The organism is Streptomyces sp. NPDC005576 (assembly GCF_042871745.1).
In the GTDB taxonomy this organism is placed as follows: domain Bacteria; phylum Actinomycetota; class Actinomycetes; order Streptomycetales; family Streptomycetaceae; genus Streptomyces.
Window position 1 is genome coordinate 47,321 of the sequence record NZ_JBIAJC010000008.1, and the last position, 18,317, is coordinate 65,637.

The 18,317-nt window shown below is 70.4% G+C and carries 16 protein-coding genes; 12 read left to right on the forward strand and 4 right to left on the reverse strand.

What is annotated here, in order from left to right:
• Window positions 1–279 precede the first annotated feature (279 nt).
• On the forward strand, window positions 280–1,125 hold the full coding sequence (locus tag ACFYPN_RS15545) for a prephenate dehydratase (RefSeq protein WP_389298547.1): 846 nt from the start codon (window positions 280–282) through the stop codon (window positions 1,123–1,125).
• A 65-nt stretch (window positions 1,126–1,190) separates the two neighbouring features.
• Here the strand turns inward: ACFYPN_RS15545 and ACFYPN_RS15550 are convergent, their stop codons facing one another.
• The gene (locus ACFYPN_RS15550; protein WP_389298549.1) at window positions 1,191–3,155 is read right to left on the reverse strand and encodes an FHA domain-containing protein; all 1,965 of its coding nucleotides are present in this window, start codon (window positions 3,153–3,155) and stop codon (window positions 1,191–1,193) included.
• 310 nt (window positions 3,156–3,465) lie between these two features.
• Window positions 3,466–4,080 carry an RNA 2',3'-cyclic phosphodiesterase gene (gene thpR / locus ACFYPN_RS15555; protein WP_389298551.1) on the reverse strand — a complete coding sequence of 205 codons (615 nt, stop codon included), beginning with the start codon at window positions 4,078–4,080 and terminating at the stop codon, window positions 3,466–3,468.
• A gap of 1,418 nt (window positions 4,081–5,498) precedes the next feature.
• Here thpR and ACFYPN_RS15560 point away from each other — a divergent pair.
• The 10 genes from ACFYPN_RS15560 to ACFYPN_RS15605 all read left to right on the forward strand — a co-directional run bounded on the left by ACFYPN_RS15560 (window position 5,499) and on the right by ACFYPN_RS15605 (window position 15,897).
• Window positions 5,499–7,139: a ricin-type beta-trefoil lectin domain protein gene (locus ACFYPN_RS15560; protein WP_358760069.1), complete on the forward strand. Its 1,641-nt coding sequence runs from the start codon at window positions 5,499–5,501 to the stop codon at window positions 7,137–7,139.
• 96 nt (window positions 7,140–7,235) lie between these two features.
• Window positions 7,236–7,403, forward strand: coding sequence for a hypothetical protein (locus ACFYPN_RS15565; RefSeq protein ID WP_389298553.1), 168 nt, complete (start codon window positions 7,236–7,238; stop codon window positions 7,401–7,403).
• A 160-nt stretch (window positions 7,404–7,563) separates the two neighbouring features.
• On the forward strand, window positions 7,564–9,012 hold the full coding sequence (locus tag ACFYPN_RS15570; RefSeq protein ID WP_389298555.1) for a glycosyl hydrolase: 1,449 nt from the start codon (window positions 7,564–7,566) through the stop codon (window positions 9,010–9,012).
• Between the two features lie 647 nt (window positions 9,013–9,659).
• Entirely contained in the window at window positions 9,660–10,505 is an 846-nt protein-coding gene (locus ACFYPN_RS15575; RefSeq protein ID WP_389298557.1) for a HipA family kinase, read from the forward strand.
• The gene (locus tag ACFYPN_RS15580) at window positions 10,502–10,885 is read left to right on the forward strand and encodes a DUF3037 domain-containing protein (RefSeq protein WP_358760077.1); all 384 of its coding nucleotides are present in this window, start codon (window positions 10,502–10,504) and stop codon (window positions 10,883–10,885) included. The genes ACFYPN_RS15575 and ACFYPN_RS15580 overlap by 4 nt, the downstream gene beginning before the upstream one ends.
• 270 nt (window positions 10,886–11,155) lie before the next feature.
• The gene (gene fabG, locus ACFYPN_RS15585; RefSeq protein WP_389298559.1) at window positions 11,156–11,917 is read left to right on the forward strand and encodes a 3-oxoacyl-ACP reductase FabG; all 762 of its coding nucleotides are present in this window, start codon (window positions 11,156–11,158) and stop codon (window positions 11,915–11,917) included.
• Window positions 11,918–11,937: 20 nt separating this feature from the next.
• On the forward strand, window positions 11,938–12,693 hold the full coding sequence (locus ACFYPN_RS15590) for an SDR family oxidoreductase (RefSeq protein WP_358760081.1): 756 nt from the start codon (window positions 11,938–11,940) through the stop codon (window positions 12,691–12,693).
• Window positions 12,694–12,808: 115 nt separating this feature from the next.
• Entirely contained in the window at window positions 12,809–14,386 is a 1,578-nt protein-coding gene (locus tag ACFYPN_RS15595; protein WP_358760083.1) for an ABC transporter substrate-binding protein, read from the forward strand.
• Between the two features lie 80 nt (window positions 14,387–14,466).
• On the forward strand, window positions 14,467–15,159 hold the full coding sequence (locus tag ACFYPN_RS15600; RefSeq protein ID WP_389298562.1) for a uracil-DNA glycosylase: 693 nt from the start codon (window positions 14,467–14,469) through the stop codon (window positions 15,157–15,159).
• Window positions 15,160–15,417: 258 nt separating this feature from the next.
• Window positions 15,418–15,897 carry a hypothetical protein gene (locus ACFYPN_RS15605; protein ID WP_358760087.1) on the forward strand — a complete coding sequence of 160 codons (480 nt, stop codon included), beginning with the start codon at window positions 15,418–15,420 and terminating at the stop codon, window positions 15,895–15,897.
• Between the two features lie 101 nt (window positions 15,898–15,998).
• Here the strand turns inward: ACFYPN_RS15605 and ACFYPN_RS15610 are convergent, their stop codons facing one another.
• Entirely contained in the window at window positions 15,999–16,439 is a 441-nt protein-coding gene (locus tag ACFYPN_RS15610) for a hypothetical protein (protein ID WP_358760089.1), read from the reverse strand.
• 421 nt (window positions 16,440–16,860) lie between these two features.
• Here ACFYPN_RS15610 and ACFYPN_RS15615 point away from each other — a divergent pair, with 421 nt between their 5' ends.
• Window positions 16,861–17,763, forward strand: a complete 903-nt coding sequence (locus ACFYPN_RS15615; protein WP_358760091.1) for a Gfo/Idh/MocA family oxidoreductase — start codon at window positions 16,861–16,863, stop codon at window positions 17,761–17,763.
• A 129-nt stretch (window positions 17,764–17,892) separates the two neighbouring features.
• On the opposite strand, the gene ACFYPN_RS15620 is transcribed toward ACFYPN_RS15615, so the two are convergent.
• Window positions 17,893–18,201 (reverse strand): glycosyltransferase, encoded by a 309-nt coding sequence (locus ACFYPN_RS15620; RefSeq protein WP_358760093.1) that lies wholly within the window; start codon window positions 18,199–18,201, stop codon window positions 17,893–17,895.
• Between the last annotated feature and the right edge of the window lie 116 nt (window positions 18,202–18,317).

Genomic DNA, 18,317 nt, shown 5'->3' on the forward strand with positions numbered 1-18,317 from the left:
ATCCGGCTTCCGGGGCATTCGGGGCACCGCTGGGTGAATCGTGAGGGATCGATCGGGGGGTGTCACCCCGGGGGAGTCGCGGTCATGCGTGAGGCGCCGCGGGGCCGGTGCGCCAGGGGCGCTCGACGTGGTTCTCGGCCCCGCGCGCCGTGAGGGCCCGGTGCGCCGCACCCGGTGTGCCCGGACGGGGCCCGTACTCCGATACTGCGTACATGCGGTTACGCGGAGGAGACTCCGGCGCTCGCGGAAAACAGGCTCCACGGCGGAAGGTTAAACAAGGTGACGATCGTCGCATATCAGGGGGAACCGGGCTCCAACTCGGCGACCGCCGCCAACGCGTTGTACCCCGGGTGCGATGAGGTCCCCTGCACGGGCTTCGAGCAGGCGCTGGACGCGGTGACGCTCTCCGCGGCCGACGTGGCGGTGATCCCGGTGGACAACTCCGCCGCGGGACGCGTCGCCGACGTGCACCATCTGCTGCCCGAGTCGGGCCTGTTCATCGTCGCGGAGTACTTCCTCGCGATCCGCTTCGACCTGATGGGCGTCCCCGGCGCCTCTCTCGGCCAGGTGGAGTGCGTACGCAGCCACGTGCACGCGCTCGGGCAGTGCCGCAAGCTGCTGCGGGAGGGCGGCTGGCGCACCCTCGTCAGCGACGACACCGCCGGTTCGGCCCGCGAGGTTGCGGAGCTGGGCGATCCCCGCCACGCCGCGCTCGCCCCGCCCGCCGCGGCGGCTCTGTACGGGCTGGACGTGCTGCGGCCTGCGGTCGAGGACGACCCCGAGAACACCACGCGCTTCGTGGTGCTCTCCCGCGACTCGACCGCGTGGCCCGAGCCGGACGGCTCCACGATGACCAGTCTGTTCTTCTGTGTGCGCAACATTCCCAGCGCGCTCTTCAAGGCGCTCGGGGGATTCGCCACCAGCGGCGTCAACCTCACCAAGATCGAGAGCTACCAGATGAGTGCGGGGCTCAGTCCCAGCCGCTTCTACGTGGAGATCGAGGGGCACCCCGACGAGCCGCGCGTCGCCCTCGCCCTGAACGAACTGCGGTTCTTCTCCTCCGAGGTGCGCGTGCTCGGCGTCTACCCCGCGCACGCACACCGGCTTCGGGAACGCACCGGCTGACACGGTGGCGGCCGCCCGGCGGGCGCGCCCCGGCGGGGCACCGTCCCCCCGGGCAGGGAGAGCCCTCAGGAAACGCCCGCCGACGGGAGACTCCGCGGGTCGGCCGGATGCGGACCCCCGGGCCGGGGCACGTAGACCGGCGAGTCGGACTGGTAGAAGAGGTCGATGTCGGCCTCCTCCCCACCGACGATCAAGGTGTCCCAGGCGCCGCTCTCCTGGAGGGTGCGGAGGGTCGCCGGGTCGACCGAGGCCAGGTGGGAGCGGAGCTGCTCCATGGTGGGCAGCCCCGGCAGCCGGGGGGCGAGACGATCACGGATCGCCGCCATGCGGTCCAGCAACTCGTCCAGGTCGGGCCGTCCCGGCGCCCGGCCGGCCTCCCGCTCGGGCTCCCGGGGCCCCTCCTGCGCTGCCGCTCGGCCCGCCTCCGTGCTGCGGGCGATGATGTCCTTGATGGCGCGGGTGACACCCTGCTCGTCGGTGGTCACCATGGCGTTCCAGGCCCGGCTCTTGTGCCGGTACTGCAGCATCGACATCGCCGCCTCGTGCCGGATGAAGTCGGCGTCCCGCAACGGCTTCCCCCGCCAGGCGCGGCTGAGCGACCGGGCCAGGGAAGTGGCCGAGGCGAGACCGCTGTTGAGGCCGCGGCCGGGCCAGAAGTGGATGGCGTTGGCGGCGTCGCCCAGCAGGAATCCGTACGTCCCCGGACTCGTCGCGGTGGGGCGGAGGAGCTGGGCCGTGAACCGGGGGCGCTGCACCATGTCCAGCCGGAACGACGTGATCGCGGAGAGATCGTCCTCGGCCACACCGAACAGGTTCAGGCCCTGCCGGATCTCCTTCCACAGGGGCGAGCTGCGCAGCAGGGCGGGCAGGAAGAGCGTCCCGTGGGTCGAGCAGCGGAACTCGTTGTCCTCCTCGCGGCTCATCAGGCAGGGGCGCGCCGCGATGCACTCCTCGAAGACCTGGCGGACCGGATCGATCCCGATCACGCTCTTGGCCTCCTCGCGGGTGAGCCGCATGTTCAGGAAGCCCTCGCCCCGCAACGAGTTGAGCAGGAAGCGGTTCTGCGACACGGTGAGCAGCACACTCATCGGGTCCGACAGGCGCGACCTGACCCGCAGGCCCAGCACGACGTCCTGGATGTGCTCGCCGTCCAGGGAGTAGATGGACGCGTCGGCCGTGCCGAAACGGTCCGCGAAGTGGTCGCGGGTGCGGGAGCGCCCGCCCTCGCCGATCACCAGGACGTGCTCCTGGGCGAGCCGGCTCCGCCGCTCCGCCGCGTCGAACCGGAGCGGCACGAGCTGGATGGCCGGCCTCGTGTTCGCCAGGGCGAGGAGCCGGTCCTCGATGTAGGCGATCCGGATGTTGCGGGGCGGCCGGCCGTCGACCGAATCCGGCCCCACCGGCCACATCTCCGAGTACGCGGCGCCGTCGTCGAACAGCGCCGAGCGCACCTCCTCGGAGAGCGCGAGGTACTGCCGGCTCTGGACCGTCACGACCTGCTGACGGCGGACGTTGCCCTGGGACTCGTCTTTCCAGACGACCTCGGAGCCCTTCCGCACCCATCGGCCGTCGTAGACGGTGATCGCCACCCGCCCGCTCAGCGCCTCCTCCAGGGCCAGTGCGAAAGCGAGTCCCACCGGACCGCCGCCCGTGACGGTGACCCGCAGGATGCCGGGGTTCGCCGCCGCGTTCAGCCGGGGCAGGTGCAGCTGGGAGAGGTCGATGACCGTCTCCATGACGTCCTGCGCCTCGTAGAGGAAGGTTTCGTCACCGATGCGCACGCAGTCGTTGGCGCGCAGTACGTGGCGGGTGACGCGCTGGTCGTTGACGTACGTGCCGTTCCTGCTGTCGCGGTCGTGGAGGACGTAGCCGACGTCCTCCTTGACGATCTCGGCGTGCAGACGGGAGGCGCTCGGGCTCACGATCACGACCCCGTTGTCGCCCTTGCGTCCGAACGTGAGAGGTGCGGTGCCGAGAACCACGCTCTGGCCGGCGAAGGGGCCTGTACGGCCCACGATGACTGATGGCATTGCACGCTCCCATTGAAGGACGCCCACCCCAACGGCCCGCCCGACGCCGCAGATGCGGCCCACGAGCGGTCCCCTACCCCGTACCGACGGGCCTTCGGCCCGACGTGTCGCCCCACCGACCACGCCGGTCGCGACAGCCCCGTTCGTCCCGTCCGTGTCCTGATGCCTCATCAATTGCCTCTGCATCAAGCTGCGTTGACCGGCCACCGATGAGGCCTCGAAGTCTACGGGACTGGTTCGGAATGTGGCCAAGGGTTGGCCCCGGCGCGCGTGGCGTACCGGGGCCGGGGCGTGCGTACCGCGGCGCGCGTCAGGCGGTGTCCGGGTCCTGCGCCCCCGTCGCCCTCCCGTCACCCAGCGGCCATGCCTCGATGTCGCGGTAGTGGATCGGACCGCTGCTGCGACCCACGTTGCTGCCGACCAGATGCAGACGGGCCGCGGGCCACCCGCCGCCGCGGAACTCCGCGAGCCCCGCAGCGATCTCACCCGCCGAGGTCAGGTCGCCCCGGCGGGCACGGGCCAGGGTCAGATGCGGCCGGAAGGGCCGTTCCGCGAAGGTGACACCGTGACTCCTGACGGCGCTCCGCACGTCGACGGCGAGCTCGTGCAGCGTGTCGAGCTCGCCGTCGATCCCGCTCCACAGCACCCGGTCGTCGAAGCTGCCGCCGCCGCGCAGCGCCAGCCGGGGCGGTCGGTGCGCCGCCGCGAGGCCGGCCAGGAGCGGACGCAGCGCCGGCACCGTCTCCACCGGGAGCTCGCCGAGGAACGCCAGGGTGATGTGCCAGTCCTCGATGCGGTTCCACCGCATCCGCGGGTGCGTGGCGTAGGCCGGCCGCAGCTCCCGGGCCAGCTCCTCCTTCGCGTGGTCGGGCGGGGCGAGGGCGATGAACACACGCACGGTCGCGGGTTGGGTCTCTTCGTTCACATCGACTTCGTACCGCACCGGGGCTTCGGCGTGACGGCCGGGTGGGCGGACGGACGCGAGGGCGCAGGCCGCCGCCCCGGGCCTGGTGGGCGATGGGCACTGAACGAACTGGTCGACATCGGTACGGTCGCCCGTGGGTTCACCCGGAAGTACGGCCCTCTCGGCCGGCAGGGCGAAACCACGGACACAGTGGACACGACGACGTCGAGTTCAAGCTCGTCGTGGAGCACTCCGCGCCCGACGGAGAGCAGCCCTGCGGGTGACCGACGAAGCGATCCATGGTGCTGGTGGGCGCGCTGGGCACCGCCCATCCTCCCAGTGCCGGCCCCCAGGCTCTGGAAGCCCTTCAGGATCGTCGTGGAGTTGGCGCAGACGGTGGCGCAGCTGTCCGACCGGGACAGGCCGACCGGGGTGATCGACCGGTGACGGAGTTGTCGACGGGATCCGCCCACTTCGCGCCGGGAACTGAGCGGTGGCTGCTTGCGCGGTTGGCGCGGTCTGTGTCCGGGTGCCGATCTCGCCCAGCAGAAGGGCGACGACCAGTCCGACCGGGCCAGGACGCCGCAGCCGTTGACAGGTGGTTTCTCATGGCTGTCCTCCGAAGCGGTGGCCGTCGCGCAGCGTCGGAGAGGCGGCGGCGCGACGTGGGGGGTGGGCTCTGTCGGACCATGGCAGTGGGAACGCTCCCATGGAGCAGTGTGGGGCTGCGAGTTGTTCATGGGGTGTAACGGTTAAGTACGCCGTAGCGGGCGCGGTCCGTGCGGATGGACCGTGTCCGAGGGACCGGGCGTGGCCGAGCGTAGGAACCAAGTCATGGCACCGTCAAGGCTTTTGCCCGATTGCGGTGTTCCATCATGTTGCTATTTGGGAAATGTCGCGTCACCTTCAAGCCCGCTGACCTCGAACAACACGGCCTCTCTCACTTAACCGGTTAGTCGGTGAGCGGCAGCGACGTCGGGCTTCCCGATCGTGAGCCTTGACAGGGACACGGCGAGTCGTCACTGTGAGGACGCCTCACCGTGTCAGCCCCCCGGTCCGGGTGACCTGCGAGCTCGCTCCGTGAGCATCGCCGGGCATCCGCTCCAGCGTCTTGGCACGAGCCGCCGACAGCCGGCACATCGGATCTGGGAACATCCGGTGCTCTCGCTGCCGACTGGTTCGTGCTTCTCTCCGCTTCCGGACCAGCGCTGTGCGCGCCGGGTCGGGCTGTCGGAGGGAGTGCCGTATCCGACGGGCGCGGTGGGCGCCACTCACTGGTGCCGCGGCTCTTCCCGGTCCGGACCGAGCTCGCGCGGTCCAGGCCGGTCCGCCCACACCCGCCTCCTGCCGGCGAGTGGCATGCCACGGCTCGGATGGTCAGGTGCCGTAACGGCTCCGTACGCCCTGCCCAGCCGGCCTTCCCGCAAAAGATTCCGGTCGTGGACTGCACCACCGTCCCGCCGATCGAACCCGCTTCCTCCCAGGAGACCCCTGTGCGCAGACTCATCCGCACCCTGCTGTCCGCCTCGTTGGCCGCCACGGCCCTGCCACTCCTCGCACTGACCGCCGCTCCACAGGCCCAGGCTCTCGACAACGGTCTGGCTCGGACACCGCAGTTGGGCTGGAACGACTGGAACAGCTTCGGCTGCAACGTCAGCGACACCCTGATCCGCCAGAGCGCCGACGCCATGGTGAGCAGCGGCATGGCGGCTGCCGGGTACAAGTACGTCAACATCGACGACTGCTGGTCGGTGAAATCCCGCGACGGGAGCGGCAATCTCGTCCCCGACCCCGCGAAATTTCCCCACGGCATGAAGGCCGTGGCCGACTACGTCCATGGCAAGGGACTGAAGCTGGGCATCTACTCTTCGGCCGGGACCACCACCTGCGCCGGCTACCCCGCCAGCCTGGGCAACGAGCAGCGTGACGCCAACACCTGGGCGTCCTGGGGAATCGACTACCTGAAGTACGACAACTGCGGCGACCACCAGGGGCTCAGCGGACAGGCCCGCTACACCGCTATGCGCGACGCACTGGGCAAGTCCGGTCGGCAGATCCTCTTCGCGATCTGCAACTGGGGCAGCGACGACGTCGGGCAGTGGGGGCCGGCCGCCGGCAATTCCTGGCGCACCACCGGTGACATCCAGGCCAACTGGAACTCGGTGATGGGCATCGTCGACGCCCAGCCCGGATGGGCCGGTATCTCCGGTCCCGGCGCCTGGAACGACCCCGACATGCTGGAGGTCGGCAACTCCGGCCTGTCCGACACGGAAGCCCGTACCCACTTCAGTCTCTGGGCGCTGATGAACGCTCCCCTCATCGCCGGCAACGACCTGCGCACCATGAGCGCCACCACCAAGTCGATCCTGACCAACACCGACGTCATCGCCGTCGACCAGGACTGGGGCGGCCGCCAGGGCAACCGGATCGTGGACAACGGCGACACCGAGGTGTGGACCAAGCCGATGTCCAACGGCTCCGTCGCGGTGGTTCTGCTCAACCGCGGAAGCAGCACGGCCACTGTGTCCACCTCTGCCGCCCAGATCGGTCTCGGATCGGCGTCGAACTACACACTGCGCGACCTGTGGGCGCACACCTCCGGCACCACCAGTGGCACCGTCAGCGCCGCCGTGCCCGCCCACGGTGTCGCGATGTACGTCGTTTCCGGCGGCGGCACCACGCCCCCCACCGGCACCACGTCCGCTCTGAAGGGGCAGGGCTCCGCCCGGTGCCTGGACATCACCGGCGGCGCGAAGACCAACGGCGTCCTGGCGGAGATCTGGGACTGCAACGGCGGGGCCAACCAGTCCTTCACCTCCACCCCCGCCGGCGAGCTGCGCGTCTTCGGCAGCAAGTGCCTGGACGTGAAGGGGCAGGGCACCGCGAACGGCACCGCTGTCGACATCTGGGACTGCAACGGGCAGAGCAACCAGCAGTTCCGCCTCAACTCCGACGGCACCATCACCGCCACTGCCTCCGGCAGGTGCCTCGACGTCACCGGGGGTGCCACCGCCAACGGCGCCCCGGCCGAGATCTGGGACTGCACCGGCGGGCCCAACCAGAAATGGAGCCGCGTCTGACCCGTGGTCGGGCCAGTCCGTCCCACCCCCACACCCGAGAAGTACTCCTGTGAAACGGAAATCCACGGCCGACACCGGGCCGATCGCGCGCAGCGGATGGCTGCGCCTGCTGACCACCGCCCTGGCCTCGGCAGCGACGCCGGCAACATCCTCCCCTCGGGCGCCCCGGTCACCGGTGGCTGGGACAACTACCCGCACGGCCGCGCCTCCTTGGTCATGGCCAACATGAAGGAGGAGCCCGGCAACACCCCGCACGCCCCATGACCCGCGCCGGGACGGTGACGGCCAGGGGGATCGCACTCGCGACCCGCCGGGACTCCCCACCGAGAGCGCGGCACGCCCGGCGCCGCGGCCGTCGCGTCTCAGCACGCGCTGACGGCGGCTGGGCCCGAACACCCCGACGACACCCCTTGCTTTCGGAGGCATGATGGACAGTTCCGTCGTACGGCACCCCGCGCCACCCGGCCGGGCACTGCGCCTTCTCCTCTCCCTGGTCCTGGTGGCCACCGCGGCGGTTGCCGTCACCGCGCACGGCGTCCGGTCGGCCGCAGCCGCCACCGGCACCGCGCTGGTCGGCGCTGCTTCGGGCCGCTGCCTGGACGTCGCGGGGAACTCGCCGACGGCCGGCGCCGCGGTGGACCTCTGGGACTGCAACGGCGGCGCCAACCAGGCGTGGAACGCCACCACGGCAGGCGAACTCCGCACCTTCAACAACTCGATGTGCCTGGACGCCTACAACAACCAGACCGCTCCGGGCACCACAGTGGAGATCTGGACCTGTTCCGGGGGTGCCAACCAGAAGTGGCGGGTCAACGCCGACGGCACCATCACCGGCACCCAATCCGGTCTGTGCCTGGACGCCACCGGTGCCGGCACCGCCAACGGCACCGCGATCGAGCTGTGGAACTGCACCGGCGGGTCGAACCAGAAGTGGTCGGCCCCGGGCGGAGGCGGCACTCCCGCGCCGGGATGCTCGGTGGCACCCGTCTCGCCCGGCGCCACCCAGCAGGCCAAGAATCTGCTGTGCTACCTCTACAGCCAGTACGGCAACCACATCCTGTCGGGGCAGCAGGAATCCACCTGGGTCAACGGCCCCGACTACGAGATCAACTACGTGCACGACAAGACGGGCAAGTATCCCGCCGTCCGCGGCATGGACTTCCTCTACAGCGGTGAGGTCGAGCGGGCCAAGGCGTGGTGGAACTCGGGAGGCATCCCGATGATCTGCTACCACATGGGAGCACCCACCAAGCCGGACACCTACGAGGGCTCCCAGATGTCGGTGTCCATCAACTCCGTCCTCACCCCCGGCACCGCCGAGTACACGTCCTTCCTCCAACGCCTGGACAACGCCGCCGGGCAGCTCCAGCAGCTCCAGGCTGCCGGAGTCCCGGTGATCTGGCGGCCCTTCCACGAGGCAGGCGGCACGTGGTTCTGGTGGAGCAAGGAAGGAGGCTCGCAGTACCAGCGGCTGTGGAGGTTCGCCTACACCTACCTCACCCAGACCAAGGGCCTGCACAACCTCATCTGGCTGATGCCCTACAACGGCTCGCCGGACCCGTCCTTCTACCCCGGCAAGGCGTACGTCGACATCGCCGGCGCCGACACCTACGCGCCCAACGGCGATTACGCCCCGCTGACCTCCCTGTACGCCTCGGTCAAGAACATCGTCGGCTCAACCATGCCCATCGCCCTCCACGAGAACGGACCCATCCCCGACCCCGACCAACTGCAGTCCACGGGCACCCGCTGGAGCTTCTTCAACACCTGGGCCGACACCTACGTCACCCAGTCCAACTCCGTCGCCGAGCTGCAGAAGGTGTACGGCAGCTCCTACGTGGTCACCCGCGACGAGGTCCCCAACCTCAAGTGACCCGGCCCGTGCCGGCAGCCGGCCCGGACATGGTCGTGTCGTCCATGTCCGGGCCGGACAGCGGCTCCACCGGACGAAGCGAAGAAGAGGGGTCTCGCGTAACTCCCCCCAGCCACGTTCGGCAGCCCGTGCGGGCCGCCCCGGTCGGCGGTGGTGAGCCTGTCGCCAGGGTGCGGAGATCTGCCGGGAGGTGGTCGGGGTAGCCGAGTGGGCACGGGACGAACCCCGTGTCCGTCGCGGCACCGATCGCGCGCCGCGACGGACCGACTGCCCTCCGCCGCAGCTCGCGCGAGACCCCACCGACCGACAAGTACGCGGAAGGGTGCGGCTTCGGAGAGCGGCTTTCACACGCTCCGGCACACCTGCACCTCCACCGTGCTCGAAGCCGGGGAGTCCGTCGGGACCTTGGCGAGCCGACTCGGCATTCGCGTCCCTCGATCACGCTGAGTTACTCTGCTCACTTCCTGCCGGAGGGCGGCAGCGAAGGGGCGCGGCGCCATCGGCGGGCTGCTCGGGAGCGAGGGAGAACGGCGTGTCGGTCGAAGCCCCCGGATTCTCCCGGCGTCGCTGGTCGGCTCGGTTCCCCGCCGCACCCGCACGAGGGTGTTGGTGGATGGCAAGGTTGAAGAGATGGGTGGCTTGCGAAAGTGCTGAAAGAGGTCACCGCGACCCGCTATGTCACGCCCCTGCGTGAGGGCGGCTCGCTCCCCGGGATCGTCGAGGCCGACGACCTGGGTACGTACGTCATGAAGTTCACCGGGGCCGGTCAGGGGCGCAAGACCCTGGTCGCGGAGGTCATCTGCGGGGAGCTGGGCCGCCGCCTCGGGTTGCGGGTCCCTGAGCTCGTGACCATGCAGCTCGACCCGGTCATCGGGCTCGGTGAGCCCGACCAGGAGGTGCAGGAGCTGCTCAAGGCGAGCGGCGGCCTGAACCTCGGGATGGACTTTCTCCCCGGTTCGCTGGGCTTCGACCCGCTCGCCTACCACGTCGATCCGGCGGAGGCCGGGCGGATCGTCTGGTTCGACGCGCTGATCAACAACGTCGACCGGTCCTGGCGCAACCCCAACATGCTGGTCTGGCACGGCGACGTCTGGCTGATCGACCACGGCGCCACGATGATCTGGCACCACAACTGGCCGGGCGCCCAGGCATCCGCGGCCAAGCCGTACAACGCCTCGGACCACGTACTGGCGCCCACCGGCCCGGACATCGCGGCAGCCGCCGCCGCCCTGGCGCCGCTCGTCACCGAGGAGTTGCTCACCGAGGTGGCGGCCGAGGTGCCCGACGAGTGGCTGTCCGGCGAACCCGGGTTCGACTCGACGGACGACCTGCGGCGCGCGTACGTGGTGCCCCTGCTGGCCCGTGCCGCCACCATCCACGAGCGCATCGTCATGGACGCTCCGGCGCCGACCGGCCCGTCCAAGGCCCCCGGCTGGCTCGCCGACCGCCTCGCTCCGAGAGCGCAGTCGACGGAGAAGGATGAGAGCCGATGAGTACGCGCGAGGTCTTCGAGTACGCGCTGCTGCGCGTCGTCCCCCGCGTCGAGCGCGGGGAATGCTTCAACGCGGGTGTGCTCGTCTACAGCCGGGCGCACTCCTTCGTCGCCGCCCGTACCCACCTCGACGAGGGCAAACTGCGGGCGCTCGACCCCGCCGCCGACCTCGTGGGCGTACGGGCCGCGCTGCGGGCGGTGGAGAACGTCTGCGGCGGCGGTGACGCGGCCGGCCAGGCGGCCGGTGACGACGCCGGGCGACGGTTCCGCTGGCTGATCGCCCCCCGCTCCACGGTCGTCCAGCCGGGCCCCGTGCACACCGGCCTGACGCTGGACCCGGCGGCCGAGGTCGAGCGCCTGCTCGATCTGCTGGTTCGCTGAGCACCCGGCACCCCGCACCTTCCCGGAGGGGCTGTCCACGACCGGTCGGTCGCGGGCAGCCCCTCCGGCGTCTCCTCCGGATGTGACATGCGCCCCTGCGCGTGCGGACACGGCCCAGGCCGTTGACACCGGGTGCCAGGGCTTCTAGCGTCGCAACCACCACAGTACTAAGCGCTTGCTCAGCCAGCGGGGGTCGCACCGGGAGGGTCCGGCGCGGTGGATTCTCCCGGTGCCGGCTGGGCCGCGACTCAACGGCGAGGAGAACCCAGCATGTCCACCACCGAGCAGCGTGTCGCCATCGTGACGGGAGCGGCGCGAGGCATTGGAGCCGCGACCGCCGTGCGCCTGGCGGCCGAGGGCCGCGCCGTGGCCGTACTCGACCTCGACGAGGCGGCCTGCAAGGAGACCGTCGAGAAGATCACCGCAGCCGGCGGCACCGCGCTCGCCGTCGGCTGCGACGTGTCCGACGCGTCGCACGTGGAGGCCGCCGTGGCGCGCGTCGCCGCCGAACTCGGTGCTCCCACGATCCTGGTCAACAACGCGGGGGTCCTCCGCGACAACCTGCTCTTCAAGATGAGCGAGTCCGACTGGGACATCGTGATGAACGTCCACCTCAAGGGGGCGTTCCTGATGGCCAAGGCCGTCCAGAAGCACATGGTGGACGCCACGTTCGGGCGTATCGTCTCGCTCTCCTCCTCGTCGGCGCTCGGCAACCGGGGGCAGGCCAACTACTCGGCCGTCAAGGCCGGTCTCCAGGGCTTCACCAAGACCCTCGCCATCGAGCTCGGCAAGTTCGGCATCACCGCCAACGCCGTCGCGCCCGGGTTCATCGTGACGGAGATGACCGCCCAGACCGCGGCCCGCGTCGGGATGGGCTTCGAGGAGTTCCAGGCCGCCGCCGCCACCCAGATCCCCGTCCAGCGGGTGGGCCGCCCCGACGACATCGCCAACGCCATCTCCTTCTTCACCGGCGACGACGCGGGCTTCGTCTCCGGCCAGGTCCTGTACGTCGCCGGCGGCCCGCTCAACTGACCCGAAGGACGAAGGCCATCATGACTGTGCAGGACAGTGGGAAGGTCGCGCTCATCACCGGCGCGAGCCGGGGTATCGGGTACGGGGTCGCCGAGGCGCTCGTCGCCCGCGGCGACCGGGTCTGCATCACGGGCCGCGGCGAGGAGGCGCTCAAGGAGGCCGTCGAGCGGCTGGGTTCCGACCGGGTGATCGGCGTCGCCGGGAAGGCGCACGACGAGGCGCACCAGGCGCAGGCGGTCGAGCGCACCATGGAGGCGTTCGGCCGGATCGATTTCCTCGTGAACAACGCGGGAACCAACCCGGTGTTCGGCCCCATGGCGGAGCTCGACCTCGACGTCGCGCGCAAGGTCTTCGAGACCAACGTGATCTCGGCGCTCGGGTTCGCCCAGCGGACCTGGAAGGCATGGCAGGCGCAGAACGGCGGTGCGATCGTCAACATCGCCTCGGTGGCCGGTATTTCGGCCTCGCCCTTCATCGGCGCGTACGGCATGAGCAAGGCCGCCATGGTCAACCTCACGCTCCAGCTCGCCCACGAGTTCGCGCCGGTCGTCCGCGTCAACGCGATCGCCCCCGCCGTCGTCAAGACCAAGTTCGCCGAGGCCCTGTACGAGGGGCGCGAGGCAGAAGTGGCCGCCGCCTATCCCATGGCCCGACTCGGAGTTCCGGAGGACATCGGCGGGGCGGCCGCCTTCCTCACCTCGGAACAGTCGGGGTGGATCACGGGACAGACGCTCGTCATCGACGGGGGAATCTTCCTGAATGCCGGAGTGGGCTGAGCAGCCTGCCACGGTTCGCCCCGATTGACGCAAGTGCCCTGCCGAGCCGGGTGATTGGCCCGGTGGGGCACTGCGGTATGGTCTGCCGACCCACGGCTGATCGAGGAGCGTGCACGTGTTCTACCGGGCCAGTCTGCAGGCTGCTGCAGCCCTAGCATCCCTGTCACTCGTCGCCGGCTGCAGTGTGTTCTCCGGCGCCGGCTCGGACGTCGACCAGCACATCTCGGTCGGGACGACCAGTTCGCCCTCGACCCTGGACCCGGCCGGAGCCTGGGACAACTCCTGGGAGCTGATGCGCAACGTCTTCCAGACCCTGGTGTCCTTCCCCACGGGCAGCACGAAGCCCCAGCCCGACGCGGCGGAGTGCACCTTCACCGACTCCACGAGCATGGCCTACCGCTGCACGCTCCGGGACGGCCTGAAGTTCTCCGACGGCGAGACGCTCGACGCCGAGGCGGTCAAGTACTCCATCGACCGCATCGTGGCGATCAAGGCCAAGGGCGGTCCGCTCGGGCTGCTGGGCTCGCTCGACCGGGTGGAGACCAAGGGCGACGACCTGGTCGTCTTCCACCTCAAGAAGTCCGACGCCACCTTCCCCTTCGTTCTCGCCACCCCGGCCATGTCGATCGTGGCGCCGCACCAGTACCCCAAGGACAAGCTCCGCACCGGTAACTCGGTCACCGGATCCGGCCCGTACGTCCTGGACCACTACGAGCCCCACAGCGTCGCGGAGCTCAAGAAGAACGACAGCTACAAGGGCTTCGCGGACCGGAAGAACGACTCGGTCACCATCCGGTACTACGAGAAGTCCGACGCGATGGTCACGGCGCTGAGGGACGACAAGATCGACGCCACCTACCGCGGCCTCACCGCCGACGAGGTGATCGGCCTCCAGGGCAACAAGGAAGAGAACAAGGGTCTCCAGCTCGTCGAGTCCGTGGGCGCGGACATCCGCTTCCTCGTCTTCAACCCGAAGGACCCCGTCGCCGGCAAGCGGGCCGTGCGCGAGGCCATCGCCCGTGTCGTGGACCGGGACGCCCTCGTCGCCAAGGTCTACCAGGGCACGGCCGAACCCCTCTACTCCATCGTGCCGAAGGGCATCGCCGCCCACACCACCAGCTTCTTCGACACCTTCGGGGACCCCGACGTGGAGAAGGCCCGGCAGGTGCTCGCCGACGCCGGGATCACGGAGCCGGTCGAGATGACCTTCTGGTACACCACGGACCGCTACGGCTCCTCGACCGCGCCGGAGTTCGAGGAGATCAAGCGGCAGCTGGAGAAGTCGGGGCTCTTCAAGATCACCCTGCGCGGCGCGCCCTGGGCCACGTTCCAGGAGGGCTTCAACAAGGGCGACTACGCGGTCTTCGGCCGCGGCTGGTTCCCCGACTTCCCGGACCCCGACAACTTCGTCGCGCCCTTCGTCGGTAAGGAGAGCGCCACCGGGGGCATGTACGTCAACAAGAAGATCACCGAGGACATCCTGCCCGCCTCGCGCCAGGAGAGCGACCGCGGCGCGGTCAGCAAGCAGTTCGCCGAGGCCCAGCAGATCCTGGTCCAGGACATCCCGCTGCTGCCTCTCTGGCAGGGCAAGCTCTACATCGCGGCCGGCGAGGACATCGGCGGTGGCGAGCGCGCCCTCGACCCGCAGACCGTCATGCAGATGTGGGAGCTGTACCGCAAGGCCAGCTGGTAATCGGGCGAACGGGGACACCGGCCCGCTGTCAGAGGGGCCGGGTAGGTTCTTCTCCAAGAACCGATTGCTTTCCGGAGGTTGTGCACGTGAGCGACACCGACCTGCTGCTGCCCGAGTCCTGGCGCGGCGTCCTCGGCGACGAGATGCAGAAGCCGTACGTGAAGGAACTTGCGGACTTCGTCGAGGAAGAGCGGGCCAAGGGGCCGGTGTACCCGCCGCGCGACCAGGTCTTCGCCGCTCTGGAGGCCACGCCCTACGACCGGGTGAAGGTCCTCATCCTCGGCCAGGACCCCTACCACGGCGAGGGACAGGGGCACGGGCTGTGCTTCTCCGTGCGCCCCGGCGTCAGGACGCCCCCCTCCTTGCGCAACATCTACAAGGAGATGCAGGAGGAGCTCGGTCTCCCCGTCCCGGACAACGGCTACCTCATGCCGTGGGCCGAGCAGGGGGTCCTGCTGCTCAACGCCGTCCTCACCGTGCGTGCCGGCGAGGCCAACTCGCACAAGGGCAAGGGCTGGGAGAAGATCACGGATGCGGTGATCCGCGCCGTGGCCGAGCGCCCCGAGCCCGCCGTGTTCGTCCTCTGGGGCAACTACGCGCAGAAGAAGCTCCCGCTGATCGACGAATCGCGCCACGTGGTCGTGAAGGGCGCGCACCCCTCGCCCCTCTCCGCGAAGAGGTTCTTCGGGTCGCGGCCCTTCAGCCAGATCAATGAAGCCGTGGCCGCCCAGGGCCACGAGCCCATCGACTGGTGCATCCCGAACCTCGGCTGACCATCGGCTGATCCCGGGGGGAGGGGACGCGCCGGGTACGCAGCGGGGGGCGCGGGGGCGGAGCGTGAGCCCCGTCCTGCCGCGCCTGAGCGTGATCGCCCACCGGTGCGGCTAGGGTCTGTCCCGTCACCGGAGCCGGGTCCGGCACGCCCCGCCGGAAGGCTCCGGGTCCGCTCCCGCCCCCGTCCCGCACCCGTGCAGGGCCCGCTCCCGCCCCGCGGCCTCCGTTGCCGCATCACCCGCACGAGGGAGGCCGCAGTGGCGGAGCAGCAGCAGTCGTCCACGGACGCCGTCAGCACCCGGATCGGCCAGGCGGTCATGCTCCTGCACGGCGGGGACCGTGAAGAGGCCCGTAACCGCTTCGCCGCCCTCTGGTCCGAGCTGGGCGAGGACGCCGCCCCGTTCCACCGCTGCACCCTGGCGCACTACATGGCCGACACCCAGGACGATCCCGGTGACGAACTGGCCTGGGACCTGCGCGCGTGGAACGCGGCGGCCGAGGGGCTGACCGGTGAGCGGCCGGCCGCTCGTCAGGATCTGCTCGCCCTGCACGCCTTCTCCCCGACGCTGCACCTGGGCCTTGCCGCGGACTACCTCGAGCTCCATCGCCCCGAGGCCGCCCGCCACCATCTGGACCGTGCCCGGAAGGCGGCGGACGCGCTCCCCGACGGAGGCCGCGGCAACGGTGTCAGGACCGCCATCGACCGGCTGGAGGTGCGGCTCCGCAGGACACCCTGACCCGCGGCCACCCGCCCCCGGCCCGCGGCCCCACCCGCCGCGGACAGCACCCGCGTCGTGGCCACACCCGCCCCGTGATCCTCCCGGCCGGACCGGCCGCCTCAGTGGCCGTATGCCTGGTCGCAGATCCTGGACTGCGGGCTACCGGCGGACCACCCCCCGATACCGCGCCCGAGCGCGCAGACCCCCTTGCCGGACGCCGGAAGCCGGGGCAGGCCGGAGACCGCCGGTGCGGGGAGCGGGACGGACGGGCGCGGCGGTGGGTAGGTCGGCCGGGGAGCGCCGCCCGGCGGCGGCACGTGCGGCCGGGACACCTGAGCCGGGGCGGGCGCAGGACGGGACGCGGACGGGGAGGCCTCCGGCAGCGCGTCCAGCACCTCACGGGCGGGCGGCTGGCCGATCTGCGGCTCCACCTCCTGGACGGGCCCCTTCGACGCCGACGGTGGCGCCGCAGGCCCGCCGGGATCGACCGTCACACAGCCGGACATGGTGGCGACAGCCACTCCCACAAGGACGGCCACGGTCATTCTGGTTCGTTGCACCTGGTCACTCTGCGGGTGAGCAGGGCGTTGCGGGAGTCCGTACGCGCCGAATGCCCCGCATGAGTGACCCGGTCAGCGCGGTGCGAACCGGCGCCCGTTCGGACGGTTGAGGGCTGAGGGCTGCCCGCAATGCGTGGTGGATCAGTGCGCGGCGTCGGATGCGGTGCATCGCACGGCGGAGGGGCGTCCGCATACTGGATGTATGCGGACGTTCCGACAACGCGGCGAGGTGCCGTAGCTGACGCCGCGCACCCGCCAGGAATGGCGGGACAGCCCTTGAACGATCATCACGGGCGCGCTGTCGGCTCGTTTGCGCCGGTGGCTGCCGTCGGCGCGTGACCGGCCTCACCAACCGGCCGCCGGCGTCACGCCCGTATGCTGCCGATCAAGGACGGGCACACGGCAAGGCGAAGGAGTACTCGTGAAGGTCGGCTGCATCGGACTCGGAGACATCGCGCAGAAGGCGTATCTGCCCGTGCTCACCGCTCTGCCGGGGATCGAACTGCACCTCCAGACGAGGACCCCCGCCACGCTGGACACCGTCGCCGCCGCGCACCGCATCCCCGCCGCGCGGTGCCACACCACCCTGGACTCGCTGCTGGAGCAGGGGCTCGACGCCGCGTTCGTCCACGCCCCGACGAACGTCCACCCGGAGATCGCCACCCGACTGCTGGAAGCCGGCGTCCCTACTTACGTCGACAAGCCGCTCGCGTACGAACTCGCCGACTCCACCCGGCTGGTCGAGCTCGCCGAGGAACGCGGCACCAGTCTCGCGGTGGGCTTCAACCGGCGTCTCGCCCCCGGCTACGCGCAGTGCGCCGACCACCCGCGCGAGCTGATCCTGTTGCAGAAGAACCGGGTGGGACTGGCCGAGGACCCCCGGACGATGGTGCTGGACGACTTCATCCACGTCGTGGACACGCTGCGCTTCCTGGCACCGGGCCCCGTCGACCGCGTCTCGGTGCGGGCCAGGATCGAGGACGGGCTGATGCACCACGTCGTACTCGAACTGTCCGGCGACGGCTTCACCGCCCTCGGCATGATGAACCGCCGGAGCGGTTCCACCGAGGAGGTCCTCGAAGTCTCCGGCCAGGACAGCAAGCGGCAGGTCCTCAACCTCGCGGACGTCATCGACCACCGGGGCCGGCCCAGCCTCCGCCGGCGCGGCGACTGGGTGTCCGTGGCACGTCAGCGCGGGATCGAGAGCTGTGTCACCTCGTTCCTCGACGCGGTACGCACCGGCGCGACGCTCAGTGCGCGTGACGCGCTCGCCACCCACGAACTGTGCGAGCGCGTGGTGCGGGAGGCGCTGGACCAGGCGTAGGCGTACTGACCCGTGAGGGTGGGGACACGGCCGGCGGGTGGTCCGCAGCTGCGGCACCGCCGGGGCACCGCCGGGACCTCGACGGTGCCCGCGATGCCCTGCGGATGCCGGAGAGGCGCGACCTCGGCCTCAGACGGGAACGACAGCCCCCTCGCGCATCCAGCCCCGGCCGTCCGCAGCCGCATCGGTGGTGACCAGGACGTAGCCGTACTCGTTGTAGGACGCGCCCTCGCAGGTCGACGCGCCGACGATGTCACCGGCGTACTTGGTCTTGACCACCACGCTGCTGGGGTTCGGGTTCTCGTACACCCCGGCGGTCGGCCAGACGACCTTGTACTGGCAGCCCGCCGCAGCCGAGGCGCCGGGGGCGGTGGCGAGTGCCCCGGCACAGCCGAGTGCGATGGCCAGGACGGTGGTGGTGAGGCGAGTCATGCGCATGATCGGTGGGACTCCTCCGGCGGTGATGATATGTCAGGGGCATGATCATAGGGCCGGTCGAAGTGCGGCGCTCATGGAGCGGGGCAGCCCACGTGCGGGAGCGGGAGCGGGAGCGG